Raw genomic sequence first — 15,846 nt, forward strand, 5'->3', positions numbered from 1 at the left:
AGGGTGACTAGCACCGAAGCAACTGCCGCCGGCTCCAGCAGCCCCGGGATCTGGAATCTTCCCAACATCCTGACCATGCTGCGCATCGCCCTGGTGCCGTTCTTCGTCTGGTTCCTCCTCGCCGATGCCCCCGGGCTGCGCAGCGAGTCAGGACTCTGGCGCTGGGCTGCGGTGCTGGCGTTCGCCGTCGCCATTTACACAGACAAGCTCGACGGCGACATCGCCAGGAGCCGCGGGCTCATCACTAATTTCGGCAAGATCGCCGATCCCATCGCCGACAAGCTCCTGATCGGTTCGGCGCTGGTGATGCTTTCGGTGCTGGGGGAGCTGCCTTGGTGGGTCACCATCGTCATCCTCGTCCGGGAATGGGGCATCACAGCACTCCGCTTTGTTGTCATCCGCTATGGCGTCATCCCGGCCTCGCGCGGCGGAAAGCTTAAGACTGTTGTGCAGACGGCCGCGATCTTCCTCTATCTGCTGCCCCTGGGCGCGCTGGCGCCGTGGCTTGTCTGGGTGGCGTTCGCCGTCATGATGGTGGCGGTTCTCATTACCGTGTGGACCGGTGTGGAATATGTGGTGGAAGCCCTGCGGCTCCGGGCCCACGGCAAGCGGTCCGGAAATACTACGCCTGGCAACTAGGAGCTGACGTGACGAACCTTCACCACCTGGCCGAACAGACAGTCCGCAAGGCCTTGGACACGGACCGGACGGTAGCAGCTGCGGAGTCACTCACGGCCGGAATGGTCACAGCCGTCCTGGCCGATACTCCGGGCGCCTCGGGCATGCTGCAGGGCGGCGTGGTGGCGTACCAGAACTCCGTCAAGACCGACGTCCTGGGGGTCCCGGCTGAACTGCTAAGCGGCGTTGGCTCGGTGGACGGCGACGTCGCAGCGGCCATGGCGGCAGGTGTCCGCTCTGCGCTGGGGGCCGACATCGGCGTCGCCACCACCGGTGTGGCCGGCCCGGAGGAACACGATGGCAAAGCGGTGGGCACAGTGTTCATTGGGGTCGCCACGGAGGGAAGTGCCTCGGCCTTCCAATACACCTTCAGTGGTAACCGCGCCGACATCCGCGGGCAGGCCTGCGGGGCTGCACTGGAAAGGCTGCTCGAAGTCCTGTCTTCCTGAGCCCTATATTCCTGAAGCTACCGGGCGTAAAGTTGCCGGGAACAAATCCCGGAACCTATTAGTTATTACATTGTGTCGCTTTGGCAGAGCCGGGGCGCCTAGGATGAATAAACAACTACGGTTCCCTCCGGGTGGACCGGACTTATGAAGGAGCAAGGCGATACAGATGGTAAAGCAGCCCGTATCCGTAAACGGCGTTGTCCGCTGGAAGGATGTGGGCCTCGCCGATCAGGCTAAGAGCGAACAGAGGGAGCGCAAAATGGTTGTACTTCGTCACGAAATCGGTGATGTCCTGCGCGATGTCCGCCAGCGCCAGGGGCGTACGCTCCGCGAAGTGTCGCACAGTGCCCGTGTATCCCTGGGTTACCTCAGTGAAGTGGAGCGGGGCCAAAAGGAAGCCTCGTCAGAGCTCCTGTCCTCAATCTGCTCCGCCTTGGACGTGCCGCTGTCCAGCATGCTCCGTGAAGTCAGCGACCGCGTAGCCGTGGCCGAGGGCGTTGCCGTTCCCGACACTGTTCCCCAGGAATTCTCACAGCGCTACGGCCGCGATCTTGAGCGCGACCTCAACGCTGAACTGACCAACGAACTCTCAACAGGCCTCCTTTCCGGCGCACGGTAAACCGGCCGCAGGAGCCCTGCACGCATCAACCACAAAGCCTCCGGCATCAGCCGGAGGCTTTGTGGTGTTTGTCCTACATTGGGGTGTTGCCCTGCGGGCTGGTTCCGCCGACCCGGGCGGCTGTGTCTTTGGCTGGGACGTCAAGGTCAAAAATGGAGTTGAGCTTGGCCATATATTCGGCAAGCGTCCGCAGCTCCTCCACCGGCCATTCCGCCAACCGCTCACGGAAATCCTTCCGGCGCGCATCCTGGACCTGGTGCATCTTTTCTTCACCCTTTTCCGTGAGACGGATCGACTGCGCCCGCCCGTCAAGGGGATCCGCTTCCTTGAAGACCAGCCCGATACTTTCCAGGAACGCAATCTGGCGGCTGACCGAGGGCTTTCCCACACCGATGTTCAGGGCGAGGTCAGTCAGGCGGATGGGACCTTCGCGCCGGATCACCGCCAGCAGCCCGTAAGCCGCCGGCTCCAGGTCCGGGTGGACCTGGCGGGAGAGCTGATATGACACCGACCGGGCGCGACGCCAAAAGAGGCTGATCTGCTGTTCCACGGTATTCAGTGCTTCATCGACGTTGTCCGGGCCGGGATCCGGGCGGGAACCTGGGTCCGCAGGACCAGCTTCGGCGGGGCCCGGCGCAGGAGGGCCATCGGCAGGGTTGCTCATGGCAACAATTCTAGGGTCCGGGATCATGAGAGACTCTATTGGTGCGGATCAGTGACTATTGGCGGCTTATGGACGACGAATTCGGGGCAGGCTACTCCCGGGTCCTCAGCAGCACCCTGGTTCTCGCCGGTGTCGGCGGACGAACGGCTGACCAGGCCCTCAGCGCCGGCGTGAGCCCCCGGAACGTTTGGCTTGCAATGTGCGAAGTGCAGGACGTTCCACCTGAGCGGCGCCTTGGCCGTGACGTCAAACCCCGCGACTGACCTCCCTGCCGAATTGCCACCGGCTGACACGCCGTTGGATCTGTTCGAATATCTGTTCGGGTAAAGCTATGCTTTTTGTAGTGGGTTATCCACATACGCGATGTCGCCCGGCTTGAATGTCGGAGGGTGCCATTAGCGTCAGAGATGACCAATAACGGCCCCTGAGGCCACTCCAAAGCGAGAAAGCATTAGAGGTGTGAACCATGGCGGCAGCCCCGGATCGTGAAAAAGCGTTGGAAGCAGCGCTGGCCCAGATTGACAAGCAGTTCGGCAAAGGATCCGTCATGCGGCTGGGGGACGAAGTCCGTGCCCCCATCGAGGTCATCCCCACCGGCTCCATCGCCCTGGACGTGGCCTTGGGAATTGGCGGCCTGCCGCGCGGCCGCGTCGTAGAGATCTACGGCCCGGAATCGTCCGGTAAAACCACTGTGGCACTGCATGCCGTTGCCAACGCCCAGCGCCAGGGCGGCATTGCCGCGTTTATCGACGCCGAGCACGCCCTGGACCCGGAATACGCCGCCAAACTGGGCGTGGATACAGACGCCCTCCTGGTCTCCCAGCCTGACACCGGCGAGCAGGCTCTGGAAATCATGGACATGCTGATCGGGTCCGGCTCGCTGGACGTCATCGTCATCGACTCTGTTGCCGCCCTGGTGCCCCGCGCGGAAATCGAAGGCGACATGGGTGACAGCCACGTTGGCCTGCAGGCCCGCCTCATGAGCCAGGCACTGCGTAAGATCACCGGCCGGCTGAGCCAGACCAAAACCACCGCCATCTTCATCAACCAGCTCCGTGAAAAGATCGGCGTGTTCTTCGGTTCCCCGGAGACCACCACCGGTGGTAAGGCCCTGAAGTTCTACGCCTCCATCCGCATCGACGTCCGCCGGATCCAGACGCTCAAGGAAGGTGCAGACTCTGTCGGTAACCGCACCAAGGCCAAGATCGTCAAGAACAAGATGGCCCCGCCCTTCAAGATCGCCGAGTTCGACATTATCTATGGCCAGGGCATTTCCCGTGAGGGCGGCATCATCGACATGGGTGTAGAGCACGGCCTCATCAAGAAGTCCGGTTCGTGGTTCACCTATGACGGCGATCAGCTGGGCCAGGGGATGGAGAACTCCCGCCGGTTCCTGCGCGACAACCCTGAGCTGGCGGCTGAGCTGGAGCGCTTGATCAAGGAGAAGCTGGGCGTGGGCGTCAAGCCTGCCGCGGATGAGTCCAAGGACGCGCCCAAGCTGAAGGCTGTTGACGGCTTCTAGGGTTGACGGCTACCAGGGGTTGAGGGCTGCCGGGACAATGCGTTCGAAGGCACAGCAGATTCATGGGTGAGTGGGGCTCCGGGGCAGGACGCGGGCGGCGCAGAAGCGCTACTGGGCGAAGCGCCGCCTCACCGGCTGGCCTCCCTTCGGTGGGCTATCCGGACGGACCGGATGCGGAGTCGCCGATCGCTGAGGACGTCGAGCCTGACCCGGCGTCTGTAGCCCGTGCCATTGTCCTGCGGCAGCTGACCAGTTCGGCAAAAAGCCGGCTGCAGCTGGCCCGCAAGCTTGCCGAGCGGAACATCCCCGAGGACGTGGCGGAGGCTGTCCTGGACCGGTTCCAGGAAGTCCGCCTGATCGACGACGCCGACTTTGCCGACATGTGGGTGCGCAGCCGGTCCCAGTCACGGAAGCTGGCGAAAGGGGCGCTGCGCCGGGAACTGTCAGACAAAGGCATCGATGCGGATACGGCTGCTGCCGCGCTGGAGCAGCTTTCCGACGCGGACGAGGAGGCATCGGCCCGCCTTCTTGTGGAACGGAAGCTCCGGCCCGGCACAGACCTCTCGGACAGGGGCGAGCGGGATAAGATCACCCGGCGCCTTGCCTCGATGCTTGCGCGGAAGGGCTACCAGCCCTCGCAAGCGTTCCGGGTGGTAGGGGAAGTGCTTGATGCGCGGGCGGCCAGCCAGGACGGCAACCAGCCGGACCTGTAGGTCGCCGGGACGGCGTCTCCGCCGAGCCGGTACCCTTAACAGGTGAGTTTGACCATTCCTTCCCCCGCATCCGGCACCATTCCTTCCGTAGCCTCTGGCGCGCCACAGCCCCGCACCTACCAGGTGCGCACTTTCGGCTGCCAGATGAACGTCCACGATTCGGAGCGGATGGCCGGCATGCTCGAGGATGCGGGCTACGTCCCGGCCGATGGGGAGCAGGCCGACGTTGTGGTGTTCAACACCTGCGCGGTCCGTGAAAACGCGGACAACAAGCTCTACGGCAACCTGGGCATGCTGGCGCCGGTGAAGGCAGCCAACCCCGGGATGCAGATCGCCGTGGGCGGCTGCCTGGCCCAGAAGGACCGCGAGACCATCCTCAAGAAGGCTCCCTGGGTAGACGCCGTGTTCGGCACCCACAATGTCGGGGCACTCCCGGCGCTGCTGGACCGGGCCAGGCACAACAACGAAGCCCAGCTGGAGATCCTCGAGTCCCTCGACGTTTTCCCCTCCACGCTGCCCACCAAGCGTGACTCGGTCTACTCGGGCTGGGTGTCCATCTCGGTGGGCTGCAACAACACTTGCACGTTCTGCATCGTGCCGGCCCTCCGCGGCAAGGAAAAGGACCGCCGGCCCGGCGACATCCTGGCCGAGATCCAAGCCCTGGTGGACGACGGTGCAATCGAAGTGACCCTCCTCGGTCAGAACGTCAACTCCTATGGCGTGGAATTCGGTGACCGGCAGGCGTTTTCGAAGCTCCTTCGCGCGTGCGGCGAGATCGAAGGCCTGGAAAGGGTACGTTTCACCAGCCCCCACCCCGCCGCCTTCACGGACGACGTTATTGACGCTATGGCCGAGACCCCCAACGTGATGCCGCAGCTGCACATGCCGTTGCAGTCGGGGTCGGACAAAGTCCTCAAGGACATGAAGCGGTCCTACCGGTCCACCAAGTTCCTGGGCATCCTGGACAAGGTCCGCGAGAAGATCCCGCACGCCGCCATCTCCACCGACATCATTGTGGGGTTCCCGGGCGAAACCGAGGAGGACTTCCAGGCCACCCTCGATGTCGTGGCGAAATCCCGCTTCGCCACTGCTTTCACTTTCCAGTACTCCAAGCGCCCCGGCACTCCCGCCGCTGACCTGCCCGACCAGCTGCCGAAGGCCGTGGTGCAGGAACGCTTCGAGCGCCTCACGGCCCTGCAGGACAGGATTGCTGCCGAAGAGAATGCCAGGCAGCTTGGCCGCCGGGTGGAGGTCATGGTCACGGCCCAGTCCGGCCGCAAGTCAGAAGAAACCCACCGGCTCTCCGGCCGGTCGCAGGACCAGCGCCTGGTGCACTTCTCGGTTCCGGCCGGTGCCGAGACACCCAGGCCCGGAGACCTGGTCACCGTCACCATCACCGAGGCCGCAGCCTTCCACCTCGTCGCCGACCCGGAACCCCAGGACTACAGCCTGCGCCGCTCCCGTGCCGGGGATGCCTGGGACAGGTCACAGGCCGATTCATGCGGAGCGCCCGCACCAGGCGCCGCCGGCACCGGTGCCGGCCGGACCGGGGTCTCGCTGGGCATGCCCACGTTGCCCGTCCGGAGCCGCTGACCGGTGTCCGAGCCTCCGGTCATCGCGGTAGTTGGGCCTACCGGCTCAGGCAAGTCTGATCTCGCGGTCAGCCTTGCGCTGCAGCTTGACGGCGAGGTGATCAACGCTGATGCCATGCAGTTCTACCGGGGCATGGACATAGGCACCGCCAAGATCACCCCGGCTGAGCGCCACGGCGTTCCGCACCACCTTCTGGACACCCTGGATGTCACCCAGGAGGCCAGCGTTTCTGACTTTCAGCAGCAGGCCAGAGAGGTCATCAGCGACATCCACGCCCGCGGCAAACGCGCCATTCTGGCCGGCGGCTCGGGACTCTACGTGCGGGCCGCCCTGGACGTGCTGGAGTTCCCGGGCACCGACCCGGATCTCCGCCGGGAACTGGAAGCCGAGCTTGAGGAAGCAGGCCAGGAGGCCCTCCTGTCGCGGCTCCGGGAGGTGGACCCTGTGTCCGCCAGCCGCGTCAACGATGCGCGGCGGATCATCAGGGCGCTCGAGGTGTACCAGCTCACCGGCCGGCCGTTCAGTTCCTTTATGCCCCGGCGGGAGTACGTCCAGCCGGCCGTGCAGATCGGGCTGCGGGTAGACCGGGAAGTACTGCGTGATCGCCTGGCCCTCAGGGTCCACGGCATGGTTGACAAGGGCCTGCTGGAGGAAGTTCGGCGTTTGGACGCGGCGGGACTGCGCCGCGGCAAAACCGCACCCCGCGCCTTGGGCTATGCCCAATTCCTGAAAGTGCTCGACGGCGCCTCAACCCTTCCTGAGGCAGCAGAGGACACCATCGTCGCCACGAGGCAGTTCGCCCGGCGGCAGCTCACCTGGTTCCGTGCGGATCCCCGCATCAGCTGGCTGGACTGGCAAACGCCGGACCTTGCTGCCCAGGCCGCTGCACTGGCTGGATGACACCGGAGCCAGCCCTGCTAACTGCCGCCCGCAACACCCCTGGCGTCACTGCCAGGCTCGCCGCCGCCGTCGGCCGTTTTAGCCGTTCATAACCCGCCCGGTAACCTAGGAGCATGGACGCAACCCCCGCAGAGACCGCCGAGCCCACCTTCCGGACACTGGGCGGACTCCGCTTCTCCAAGGGCCACGGCACGGGCAACGACTTTGTGCTGATCGCTGATCCGGACGGCATCCACACCATCGACGCCGGGCAGGTTGCCGCACTGTGCGACCGGCACCGCGGCATCGGCGGGGACGGCCTCATCAGGGCCGTTCCGTCCCGCTATCTTTCTGAAGGCCGCGAACTCCTGGGCACCAGCCCCGAGGCGGAATGGTTCATGGACTACCGCAACGGGGACGGTTCGCTCTCGGAAATGTGCGGCAACGGCGTCCGCGTTTTTGTGCACTTCCTCCGTGCCGAGGGCCTGGTTGACCTGCCCGACGGCGGATCGCTCACTATCGGTACGCGTGGCGGCGTCAAGACTGTAGTCCGGACCGGCGACAATTACGCCGTGGACATGGGGCCGTGGGAGTTCATTTTCCCAGGGGAAGCAACTGCCAAGGCCATGGATTCCCTCGTCACCGCAGACGGCCTCGAGGTCCCTCGCCCGGCACTCTCTGTCAGTATGGGCAACCCACACACTGTGGTTGCCCTGGCTGAACTCTCGGAGCTGGAAGCGACCAGGCTCTTTGCCGCCCCGAAGGTTGATCCCGTGCCTGCCAACGGCACCAACGTCGAATTCGTTGTGCCCTCCGAACCGCTGGTCCACGACGGAGTCGGCTCCGTCACCATGCGCGTCCATGAGCGGGGCGTCGGCGAGACCCAGTCCTGTGGAACCGGCGCGTGCGCCGCCGCGGTTGCCATCCGGCATTGGGCGGGGGCCGAGGCGCCGGACTCCTGGCTGGTCAACGTGCCGGGCGGCGTTGTCGGGGTCAAATTCTTCGCCGGTGCGGCCGGCCACGAACACGTAGAACTCAGTGGCCCCGCGGTCATCGTGGCTAGTGGGACGCTTTCCTGACCCGCAGGATCCGGAAGGACTTCGCGGTGCTTTCGCGGGTGACAGTGAACGAGGCATCCAGCTCCGCGGACAACCAGCGCTGAAGCGAATCTGAGCCCAGGTTCTTCTGCACCACCAGCCAGGCTGAGCCGCCCGGCGCCAGGCGGGGGAGCCACAGCGTCAGCAGGCTGTGCAGCTCGTCCTTGCCGATCCGGATGGGCGGATTGGACCAGATGGTGTCGAACCGCAGGTCAGGATCGACGGCGTCGGGAGTGCTGGCCGCTACATTGCCCAGGCCAAGCAGTGACGCGTTTTCGTTAGTCAGCGTGATGCAGCGTTCATTCACATCCACTGCGTAGACCTTTGCATGGGGTGCGCGCAGGGCAAGGGTCAGCGCGATGGGCCCCCAGCCGCAGCCGATGTCCAGGAGGTTCCCTGTGGGTGAAGGAGCCGGGACTTCATCCAGGAGGACCGCTGTTCCCTTGTCGATGCCGTCGGGGCTGAAGATCCCCGCGGAGGTCTGCAGCGTGCGCGTCGCGCCGGCCAGTTCCACCGTGAGGGGCTTGCGGGTGAACGGCCCGGCGGGCGATGCGCTGAAATAGTGTGCGGACTCCATAACTGGCCAGATTAGTTGGCCGCAGTGGACAAAGCGAAACGGGCACGGGGAAGCGGCGCCCTCCTGTTCTGCTAATCTGGAACCCATGTTCTTGATCTTCGAGTAGCCGGCACGGGCCTCTGCTTTCCAAAGCCGCCCGTTCCGAAGCCGTGCCCCACAGCGATGCAGGTCCCAGCCTTCCGCATGTGCGCCACAGGACTGGTCTCCTGTACCCGTCCTGCCGCAGGGCAAGACTCGAGTGATCAGCCCGTGTGCCGGTCCCTTCCTGAGATTTGCCTGCGCCACACCACTCCACGCATCAGCAGTGATGCGGACCCACCCTGCGCGCCGCCGCTTCGGCCGGCGCGCGGAGCAGACCAGGAGGCCAGGATGACTGCAAGCCGTCAGCCCAGCGCGAATACTTCACCACAGACCAACGATCGGCACTATTCTGAAAATGCCGAATCTTCAAAGGAGACCATGACCAGCCAGCCCAACACCGGTTCCGATCCAGCAGCCCAGGACATGAGTCCCGAGGAAATCCAAGCTGTCATCGACCGGATTCTCGCCAAGGATGTCCCGGCCAGGAACGTCACCGCCACGGACGGCGACAGGGCTGTGTTTGGCAGGGCCCAGGCCATCTCCCGCCTGGATGACGAGCACACAAGCTACGACGGCGACCAGCAGGACCTGGAGGAACGCCGGGCATTGCGGCGTGTGGCCGGGCTGTCCACCGAACTCGAAGATGTCACCGAAGTCGAATACCGGCAGTTGCGCCTCGAACGTGTGGTCCTGGCCGGGCTGTGGTCCGAAGGCACCCTGGCAGATGCGGAGAATTCCCTCCGTGAACTCGCCGCCCTCGCCGAGACTGCAGGCTCGGAAGTCCTTGACGGGATGGTGCAGCGCCGGGCCAAACCGGACCCCGGCACGTTCCTGGGTTCCGGAAAGGCCCTTGAACTCAAGGAAATCGTGATGGCCACCGGCGCTGACACCGTGGTGGTTGATGCCGAACTGGCACCATCCCAGCGCCGTGGACTTGAGGACATCGTCAAGGTCAAGGTCATTGACCGCACGGCCCTGATCCTGGACATCTTCGCGCAGCACGCCAAGAGCCGTGAGGGCAAAGCCCAGGTGGAACTGGCGCAGCTCGAATACCTCCTGCCACGCCTGCGCGGCTGGGGTGAATCGATGTCCCGCCAGGCCGGTGGCCAGGTGGGTGGGGCGGGCGCCGGCATGGGTTCGCGTGGACCCGGTGAAACGAAGATCGAACTGGACCGCCGCCGCATCCGCACCCGAATGGCCAAGCTGCGGCGGGAGATCGCCGCGATGAAGCCGGCGCGGGAAACGAAGCGGGCCAACCGCCGTCGTAATTCCGTGCCGTCCGTGGCCATCGCCGGGTACACGAACGCCGGCAAGTCCTCCTTGCTCAACAGGCTCACCGACGCCGGGGTGCTGGTGGAGAACGCTCTCTTCGCCACCCTGGACCCCACAGTCCGCAAGGCCGAAACCTCGGACGGCCTCGGGTACACCTTGGCCGATACCGTGGGTTTCGTCCGGTCACTGCCCACGCAGCTGGTGGAGGCCTTCCGCTCCACGCTGGAGGAAGTGGCGGACGCTGACCTGATCCTGCACGTAGTGGATGTGTCCCACCCTGACCCCGAAGGCCAGATCGCTGCTGTCCGCAAGGTGTTCAGTGAGGTGGACGCCCGCAAGGTGCCCGAGATCATCGTGCTCAACAAGGCCGACGCCGCGGATCCGTTTGTGGTGGAGCGCCTTAAGCAGCGCGAGCCGCGCCACGTTGTGGTGTCGGCCCGGACTGGCCAGGGTATCGCCGAGTTGCTCAAAGCCATCAGCGACGGGATTCCGCGGCCCAGCGTCAAACTGGAGCTTCTTATCCCGTACGACCGTGGCGACCTGATCAGCAAACTGCACGAGACCGACGCCGAGATCCTCAGCCTGGATCACGGCGAGCACGGTACCCGCGCGGTGGTGATGGTCCGCGAGGGCCTCGCGGCTGAACTGGAATCCTTCGTCAGCAATGACTGATTTGGTGGCAGGGGAGATCTCCGAGGCGGCCGGCGAGGAGTTCGTCATTGAACTGCTCGACCGCGCCGTCGCGGGGATGGGCGGCCAGAGCCGGGCCGGCCAGCATGAGATGGCACGGCAGGTGGCCAAGGCCATCGAAACCGGTGACCACCTCCTGGTCCAGGCCGGCACCGGCACCGGCAAGTCGCTTGCCTACCTCATCCCGCTCATTGCGCACTCGCTGGTGAGCCACAAGCCCACCCTGGTTTCCACCGCAACCCTTGCATTGCAGACCCAGATTGTGGGCCGGGACCTACCCCGGCTGCTCAAGACCATCACCCCTGCCCTGGACCGCCCGGTCAAAGTGGCCCTGGTCAAGGGCCGCTCCAACTACGTGTGCAGGCATAAGCTCGAAGGCGGGTTCCCCTCCGAGGAGCCGGCCGAGGGCCAGCTGTTCTCCCTCGGCGAGGACACAAGCGTTCCGCATTTCGCCGTTGCCATGGGCGGGCCATCGTCGCAGCTGGGAAAGGAAGTAGTGCGCCTGCGCGAGTGGGCGGAAAAAACCGCTACCGGTGACCGCGACGAACTCCTGCCCGGTGTCACGGACCGCGCCTGGCGGCAGGTTTCAGTAACTTCGATGGAATGCCTGGGCGCGCAAAAGTGCCCCATGGCCGCAGAGTGCTTCAGTGAACTGGCACGCCACGATGCGGCCGAGGCCGACGTTGTGGTCACCAATCACGCCATGCTGGCCGTCAGCGCTTTCGAAGGCCTGGCCGTTCTGCCCGAATACGACGTTGTAGTAGTGGACGAGGCCCACGAACTCCAGGACAGGGTCACCGGGGCTGTCTCCGGGCAGCTCTCCGTGGCGATGATCCACGCCGCGGCGTCCGGCGCGAGGAAGCACACCGCCATTACTGTCGACGCCCTGAACGCAGCTGCCGCCAACCTCGAACTCGCACTGGCAGGAGTCCCGAACGGGCTGCTGCCCAATGGACTCAACGATGAACAGCTGGACTGCGTGGACCAGCTGCGGGAAGCCTGCCGGGCCGCCCTGTCAGATTCCAAGGGGGACGGCAGCCAAACGGCCGACGGCGGGCGGCAGCTCGCCCGCTCGCGGCTGATGCTGATCCTGGAACTCTGTGAACGGCTCATCGTGGCCCGCGAGAACCGGGAAGTCGTGTGGTTTTCCCGTGCCAGTTCCTTCGACCCGCAGCAGGGCTACGCGCAGCCCGACGACACAGCTCCGGCCTTGATCAACATTGCGCCGCTCAGCGTCGCCGGCAAGCTGCGTGAGGGACTCTTCGCCGGCCACACCGTGGTGCTGACTTCGGCAACCCTGGCGATCGGCTCGGCGTTCGAACCCGCCGCCGGGGGCCTGGGGCTGGTAGGGGAGGGCGCGCCGAGCTGGACCGGCATCGATGTAGGCTCGCCGTTCGACTATCCAAAACAGGGAATCCTGTACGTGGCCGGGCATCTGCCCAAGCCAGGGCGCGGCGTGTCACCCGAATCCTTGGACGAGTTGGAGGCGCTGATCCGCGCGTCAGGCGGAGGCGCGCTGTGTCTCTTTTCGTCGCGCCGTGCTGCCGAAGAGGCTGCTGAGGCGATGCGCCCGCGGCTGGGGCTCAGCATCCTTTGCCAGGGCGACTCCACCATGACGGCGCTCGTCAAGCAATTCGCCGACGAGCCCGATACCTGCCTGTTCGGCACCATGTCACTGTGGCAGGGGGTTGACGTTCCCGGCGGCTCCTGCCGGCTGGTGGTGATCGACCGCATTCCGTTCCCGCGGCCGGATGATCCGCTGATGACTGCACGCTCGCGCGCCGTTGCGCAGGCGGGTGGGAACGGTTTTATGGCGGTGTCGGCCACTCACGCGGCCATCCGCCTTGCCCAGGGTGCAGGCCGGCTGATCCGTTCGACGGGGGACAGAGGCGTGGTGGCCGTCCTCGATTCACGGCTCGCCACGGAGCGCTACGCCGGGTTCCTCCGCGCGGCTCTGCCGCCGTTCTGGCCGACGACTGACCGCAAAACAGCGTTTGCGGCACTCGAAAGGCTGGCAGGGAAGGGCGCCTGAGGGCGTCATGGCAGGCCGCTGTCATCCCGCGTGACACCAATGTCCACGACAGCACCTTTCACGGTGGCACTTTTCACAACAGCACAGGCGCTACAGTCCGGGCATCACGTGGGCTGGTACCGCGGTCTGGCGGTGACAGATTTTACAGCGACCGGAGGACTGAGACGACCTTGCCCATGATGGTGGCGTGGTCGCCAAGGATCGGCTCGTATTGGGTGTTCTGCGGCAACAGCCAGGTGTGGCCGTCACGCTGGCGGAACGTCTTCACGGTGGCTTCGTCGTCCAACAGGGCCGCAACGATGTCCCCATTGGCGGCGACCGCCTGCCGGCGTACAACTACCCAGTCGCCGTCGCAGATGGCAGCGTCCACCATGGAGTCGCCGGCAACCCGCAGCATGAACAGCTCGCCCTGCCCGACCAGCTGGCGGGGCAGCGGCATGACATCTTCTACTACCTGATCTGCAAGAATCGGTCCGCCGGCAGCGATCCTGCCAACCAGCGGAACCATGGCGGTGTCCATGGCGGTCGGAAGTTCGGTGACCGTTCCACCGATGCTGTGCAGGACCGCAGGTTTAGCTGAGCCACCGGATTTGGCCGAACCGCCGTCCAGCGTCAGGGGCATCAGGACTTCCATCGCACGCGGCCGTTTGGGGTCCCGACGGAGGTAACCCAACTTTTCGAGCTGGGAAAGCTGGTGGGTGACGCTGGAAAGACTCGCCAGACCCACGGTGTCGCCGATTTCCCGCATCGACGGGGGATACCCGTTGTCATTCACGGACCGCTGGATGGTCTCCAGGATCTTCTTCTGGCGGGCGGTGAGCCCCTTGGGGGTCCTTTGGGACGGGCGGCCCTGCGGCGTCGCCTTGCCCTCGGCGGCTGGTGCTGCCATGTTCGCCAATGCCTTTCGGTTGCCCCGGTTCGGCCCGGCCGCTGGTGCCTGGGAACGCCCGGGCTGATTGATTGTCAGACCCTGCTGATCAACTACAGAAGTGGTTGTTCTTTGATCCAAACGTAGGCCAGCCACTTGGCTTTTTCAAACATTTGTTCTAGCGAGTCTCGACAATATTCGTTGATAAGTGCTAAAAATGGAGAAGCAAAGTTCGAATATGTGTTCTACTCGTTGCTTTCGGATTCGAATATCCGCATCCTGTAACGGCTCAGGCCGGAAGGGTCGGCGACGCGAAGGGCACACCGGGCAGCACAGTATGGTCCAGGAGGGCTCATCTCATGTCAGCTATATCTGCTTCGCAGGACACCCGTCCGCAGTTCGTTTCAGTCCAGCACCTCACATCGCGGCCTGAGTCAGGGCATGGGGCTGATTGGGCGCCGCGGAACGATGGGGCTGGGCGCCAAAGCGGCCCGTCGCTGAAGTCCGCAACGTCCGGGCGGCAAAAGGAGTCCTTGCCGCCGCTCCGTCTAACCCGCCGGGGCCGTATTGTGCTCATTGGCATCCCACTGGTGATTCTTGCGGCGATTCTGCTGTCGTTGGCAGGGTTCCTCACCTCTCCGGCGAAGGCGGCCGATTCCGCTGCTGACCTTTCCGTGACTCCCACGGTTACGGTGACAGTCCAGGCCGGGCAGTCACTCTGGGCCATCGCCGGTGCCGCTGCACCCGGGCGGGACCCACGTGACGTCATCGCGGACATCGTGCAGCTGAACAACCTCACCGCCGGCGGAGTGGTGCCCGGCCAGCAGCTGTTCGTCCCCACGCAGTAGCGGTTCGCACCACCCGGTGGCGTTTGGGACAGGCTGGATGTGCAGGGACCGGCGTGGCCTGAGGGCTGGCCGGACGTGCCGGGAGAAGCCGGCGGTGTGCCGTCACATTTTCCGGGTGTCCCCTTCGGAACTAAACTGTTCAGGTGAATGACCAGCTAGAGCGTCTGAACCGACTTCCCCTCCGGACCAATCTCCGCGGACTGACCCCATACGGTGCCCCGCAGTTGGATGTCCCCATCCTGCTGAACGTCAATGAAAACACCCATGGCGTTCCGGCGGATGTACAGGCCGCCATCAGCGCGGCAGTTACGGAAGCGGCGGCAGGGCTCAACCGCTACCCGGACCGGGAGTTCACCGACCTCCGGGAAGCCCTGGCCGAATACCTCGGTCACGGGCTCGGCGCCTCGAACATCTGGGCAGCCAATGGATCCAACGAGGTCCTCCAGCAGATCCTGCAGGCATTTGGCGGGCCGGGCCGCAAGGCCCTGGGGTTCCCGCCCACGTATTCCATGTACCCGCTCCTGGCCAGCGGCACTGACACTGACTACATCGTGGGTCAACGGGCCGAGGACTACGGGCTCAGCGCCGAATCGGCGGCGTTGCAGGTCAAGGAACTCCAGCCCAACGTTGTGTTTCTTTGCTCGCCAAACAACCCCACCGGCACCGGCCTCGGACTGGACGTTGTGGAAGCCGTTTACGCGGCCGGTGAAGCCAGCCAGACCATCGTGATCGTTGACGAGGCGTACCACGAGTTTGCGCACGACGGCACGCCGAGCGCTCTCACCCTGCTGCCTGGACGGGAGCGCCTGATTGTTTCCCGCACCATGAGCAAGGCCTTTGCCCTCGCCGGAGCACGCCTCGGCTACATGGCCGCCGCGCCTGAGGTCACGGACGCCCTCCGCCTGGTCCGGCTGCCGTACCACCTCTCCGCCATCACCCAGGCGACGGCCCTTGCCGCCCTCCAGCACCGGACCGCGCTCATGGCAGACGTCCGCGACATTAAGGAACAGCGGGACCGCATCGTCACGGAGCTGACGCGGATGGGCCTCCGGCCAGCGGCCTCTGATTCCAACTACGTCTTCTTCGGTGGGCTGGACAACCCCCACGAGGTCTGGCAGCAGCTGCTGGATGCGGGCGTGCTGATCCGCGACGTCGGAATCCCCGGACATCTGCGCGTCACGGCGGGGACTGAGAGGGAGACCACAGCCTTCCTGACCTCCCTGGAGGGCATCCTGGCCCGCCAGGCAAAGCTCCCAGCCTAAAC

16 protein-coding genes are annotated in these 15,846 nt (G+C 65.0%); 13 read left to right on the plus strand and 3 right to left on the minus strand.

Going from position 1 to position 15,846, the window contains the following annotated elements:
- Positions 1-3: 3 nt before the first annotated feature.
- From pgsA to J2808_RS15045, 3 genes are all read left to right on the plus strand, one after another.
- Entirely contained in the window at positions 4-639 is a 636-nt protein-coding gene (pgsA, locus tag J2808_RS15035) for a CDP-diacylglycerol--glycerol-3-phosphate 3-phosphatidyltransferase (RefSeq protein WP_309818134.1), read from the plus strand.
- A gap of 8 nt (positions 640-647) precedes the next feature.
- Positions 648-1,127: a CinA family protein gene (locus J2808_RS15040; protein WP_309818136.1), complete on the plus strand. Its 480-nt coding sequence runs from the start codon at positions 648-650 to the stop codon at positions 1,125-1,127.
- Positions 1,128-1,293: 166 nt separating this feature from the next.
- Complete coding sequence (locus J2808_RS15045; RefSeq protein WP_309818137.1) at positions 1,294-1,746, plus strand: helix-turn-helix domain-containing protein; 453 nt, start codon at positions 1,294-1,296, stop codon at positions 1,744-1,746.
- 73 nt (positions 1,747-1,819) lie between these two features.
- On the opposite strand, the gene J2808_RS15050 is transcribed toward J2808_RS15045, so the two are convergent.
- A complete protein-coding gene (locus J2808_RS15050) occupies positions 1,820-2,410 on the minus strand; it encodes a MarR family winged helix-turn-helix transcriptional regulator (RefSeq protein WP_309818138.1) in 591 nt (196 codons plus the stop codon).
- Positions 2,411-2,451: 41 nt separating this feature from the next.
- On the opposite strand from J2808_RS15050, the gene J2808_RS15055 reads away from it, so the two are divergent.
- The 6 genes from J2808_RS15055 (at position 2,452) to dapF (ending at position 8,196) form a co-directional block, all read left to right on the plus strand.
- On the plus strand, positions 2,452-2,673 hold the full coding sequence (locus J2808_RS15055) for a DUF3046 domain-containing protein (protein ID WP_309818140.1): 222 nt from the start codon (positions 2,452-2,454) through the stop codon (positions 2,671-2,673).
- A 203-nt stretch (positions 2,674-2,876) separates the two neighbouring features.
- Complete coding sequence (recA, locus tag J2808_RS15060; RefSeq protein WP_309818142.1) at positions 2,877-3,932, plus strand: recombinase RecA; 1,056 nt, start codon at positions 2,877-2,879, stop codon at positions 3,930-3,932.
- Positions 3,933-4,081: 149 nt separating this feature from the next.
- Positions 4,082-4,645 carry a regulatory protein RecX gene (locus tag J2808_RS15065; protein WP_309818143.1) on the plus strand — a complete coding sequence of 188 codons (564 nt, stop codon included), beginning with the start codon at positions 4,082-4,084 and terminating at the stop codon, positions 4,643-4,645.
- Positions 4,646-4,687: 42 nt separating this feature from the next.
- Positions 4,688-6,238, plus strand: a complete 1,551-nt coding sequence (miaB, locus tag J2808_RS15070) for a tRNA (N6-isopentenyl adenosine(37)-C2)-methylthiotransferase MiaB (protein WP_309818145.1) — start codon at positions 4,688-4,690, stop codon at positions 6,236-6,238.
- Positions 6,239-6,241: 3 nt separating this feature from the next.
- Positions 6,242-7,138, plus strand: coding sequence for a tRNA (adenosine(37)-N6)-dimethylallyltransferase MiaA (gene miaA, locus J2808_RS15075; protein ID WP_309818148.1), 897 nt, complete (start codon positions 6,242-6,244; stop codon positions 7,136-7,138).
- Between the two features lie 113 nt (positions 7,139-7,251).
- Positions 7,252-8,196, plus strand: a complete 945-nt coding sequence (gene dapF / locus J2808_RS15080) for a diaminopimelate epimerase (RefSeq protein WP_309818150.1) — start codon at positions 7,252-7,254, stop codon at positions 8,194-8,196.
- Here the strand turns inward: dapF and J2808_RS15085 are convergent.
- Positions 8,177-8,791: a class I SAM-dependent methyltransferase gene (locus J2808_RS15085; protein ID WP_309818152.1), complete on the minus strand. Its 615-nt coding sequence runs from the start codon at positions 8,789-8,791 to the stop codon at positions 8,177-8,179. The two genes, dapF and J2808_RS15085, sit on opposite strands and share 20 nt — an antisense overlap.
- A gap of 459 nt (positions 8,792-9,250) precedes the next feature.
- Between J2808_RS15085 and hflX the strand changes: the two genes are divergently transcribed.
- Together hflX and J2808_RS15095 are read left to right on the plus strand one after the other, a co-directional pair.
- Complete coding sequence (hflX, locus tag J2808_RS15090) at positions 9,251-10,816, plus strand: GTPase HflX (RefSeq protein ID WP_309818154.1); 1,566 nt, start codon at positions 9,251-9,253, stop codon at positions 10,814-10,816.
- Positions 10,809-12,866, plus strand: coding sequence for an ATP-dependent DNA helicase (locus J2808_RS15095; protein ID WP_309818155.1), 2,058 nt, complete (start codon positions 10,809-10,811; stop codon positions 12,864-12,866). The genes hflX and J2808_RS15095 overlap by 8 nt, the downstream gene beginning before the upstream one ends.
- A gap of 142 nt (positions 12,867-13,008) precedes the next feature.
- On the opposite strand, the gene lexA is transcribed toward J2808_RS15095, so the two are convergent.
- Entirely contained in the window at positions 13,009-13,755 is a 747-nt protein-coding gene (gene lexA, locus J2808_RS15100) for a transcriptional repressor LexA (protein ID WP_309818157.1), read from the minus strand.
- A gap of 512 nt (positions 13,756-14,267) precedes the next feature.
- Between lexA and J2808_RS15105 the strand changes: the two genes are divergently transcribed.
- Both J2808_RS15105 and J2808_RS15110 read left to right on the plus strand, forming a co-directional pair.
- The gene (locus tag J2808_RS15105) at positions 14,268-14,582 is read left to right on the plus strand and encodes a LysM peptidoglycan-binding domain-containing protein (protein WP_397428064.1); all 315 of its coding nucleotides are present in this window, start codon (positions 14,268-14,270) and stop codon (positions 14,580-14,582) included.
- A gap of 143 nt (positions 14,583-14,725) precedes the next feature.
- Positions 14,726-15,844 carry a histidinol-phosphate transaminase gene (locus tag J2808_RS15110; protein WP_309818159.1) on the plus strand — a complete coding sequence of 373 codons (1,119 nt, stop codon included), beginning with the start codon at positions 14,726-14,728 and terminating at the stop codon, positions 15,842-15,844.
- Positions 15,845-15,846: the final 2 nt, after the last annotated feature.

The sequence above is a fragment of the Pseudarthrobacter sulfonivorans genome (assembly GCF_031454915.1).
GTDB classification, from domain to species: Bacteria; Actinomycetota; Actinomycetes; order Actinomycetales; family Micrococcaceae; genus Arthrobacter; species Arthrobacter sulfonivorans_C.

Bases quoted from the DNA above. Each gene is read 5' to 3' on its own strand.
- J2808_RS15045 (WP_309818137.1), top strand. From the start codon at position 1,294: ATGGTAAAGCAGCCCGTATCCGTAAACGGCGTTGTCCGCTGGAAGGAT.
- J2808_RS15050 (WP_309818138.1), bottom strand. From the start codon at position 2,410: ATGAGCAACCCTGCCGATGGCCCTCCTGCGCCGGGCCCCGCCGAAGCT.
- recA (WP_309818142.1), top strand. From the start codon at position 2,877: ATGGCGGCAGCCCCGGATCGTGAAAAAGCGTTGGAAGCAGCGCTGGCC.
- dapF (WP_309818150.1), top strand. From the start codon at position 7,252: ATGGACGCAACCCCCGCAGAGACCGCCGAGCCCACCTTCCGGACACTG.
- J2808_RS15085 (WP_309818152.1), bottom strand. From the start codon at position 8,791: ATGGAGTCCGCACACTATTTCAGCGCATCGCCCGCCGGGCCGTTCACC.
- hflX (WP_309818154.1), top strand. From the start codon at position 9,251: ATGACCAGCCAGCCCAACACCGGTTCCGATCCAGCAGCCCAGGACATG.
- J2808_RS15095 (WP_309818155.1), top strand. From the start codon at position 10,809: ATGACTGATTTGGTGGCAGGGGAGATCTCCGAGGCGGCCGGCGAGGAG.
- lexA (WP_309818157.1), bottom strand. From the start codon at position 13,755: ATGGCAGCACCAGCCGCCGAGGGCAAGGCGACGCCGCAGGGCCGCCCG.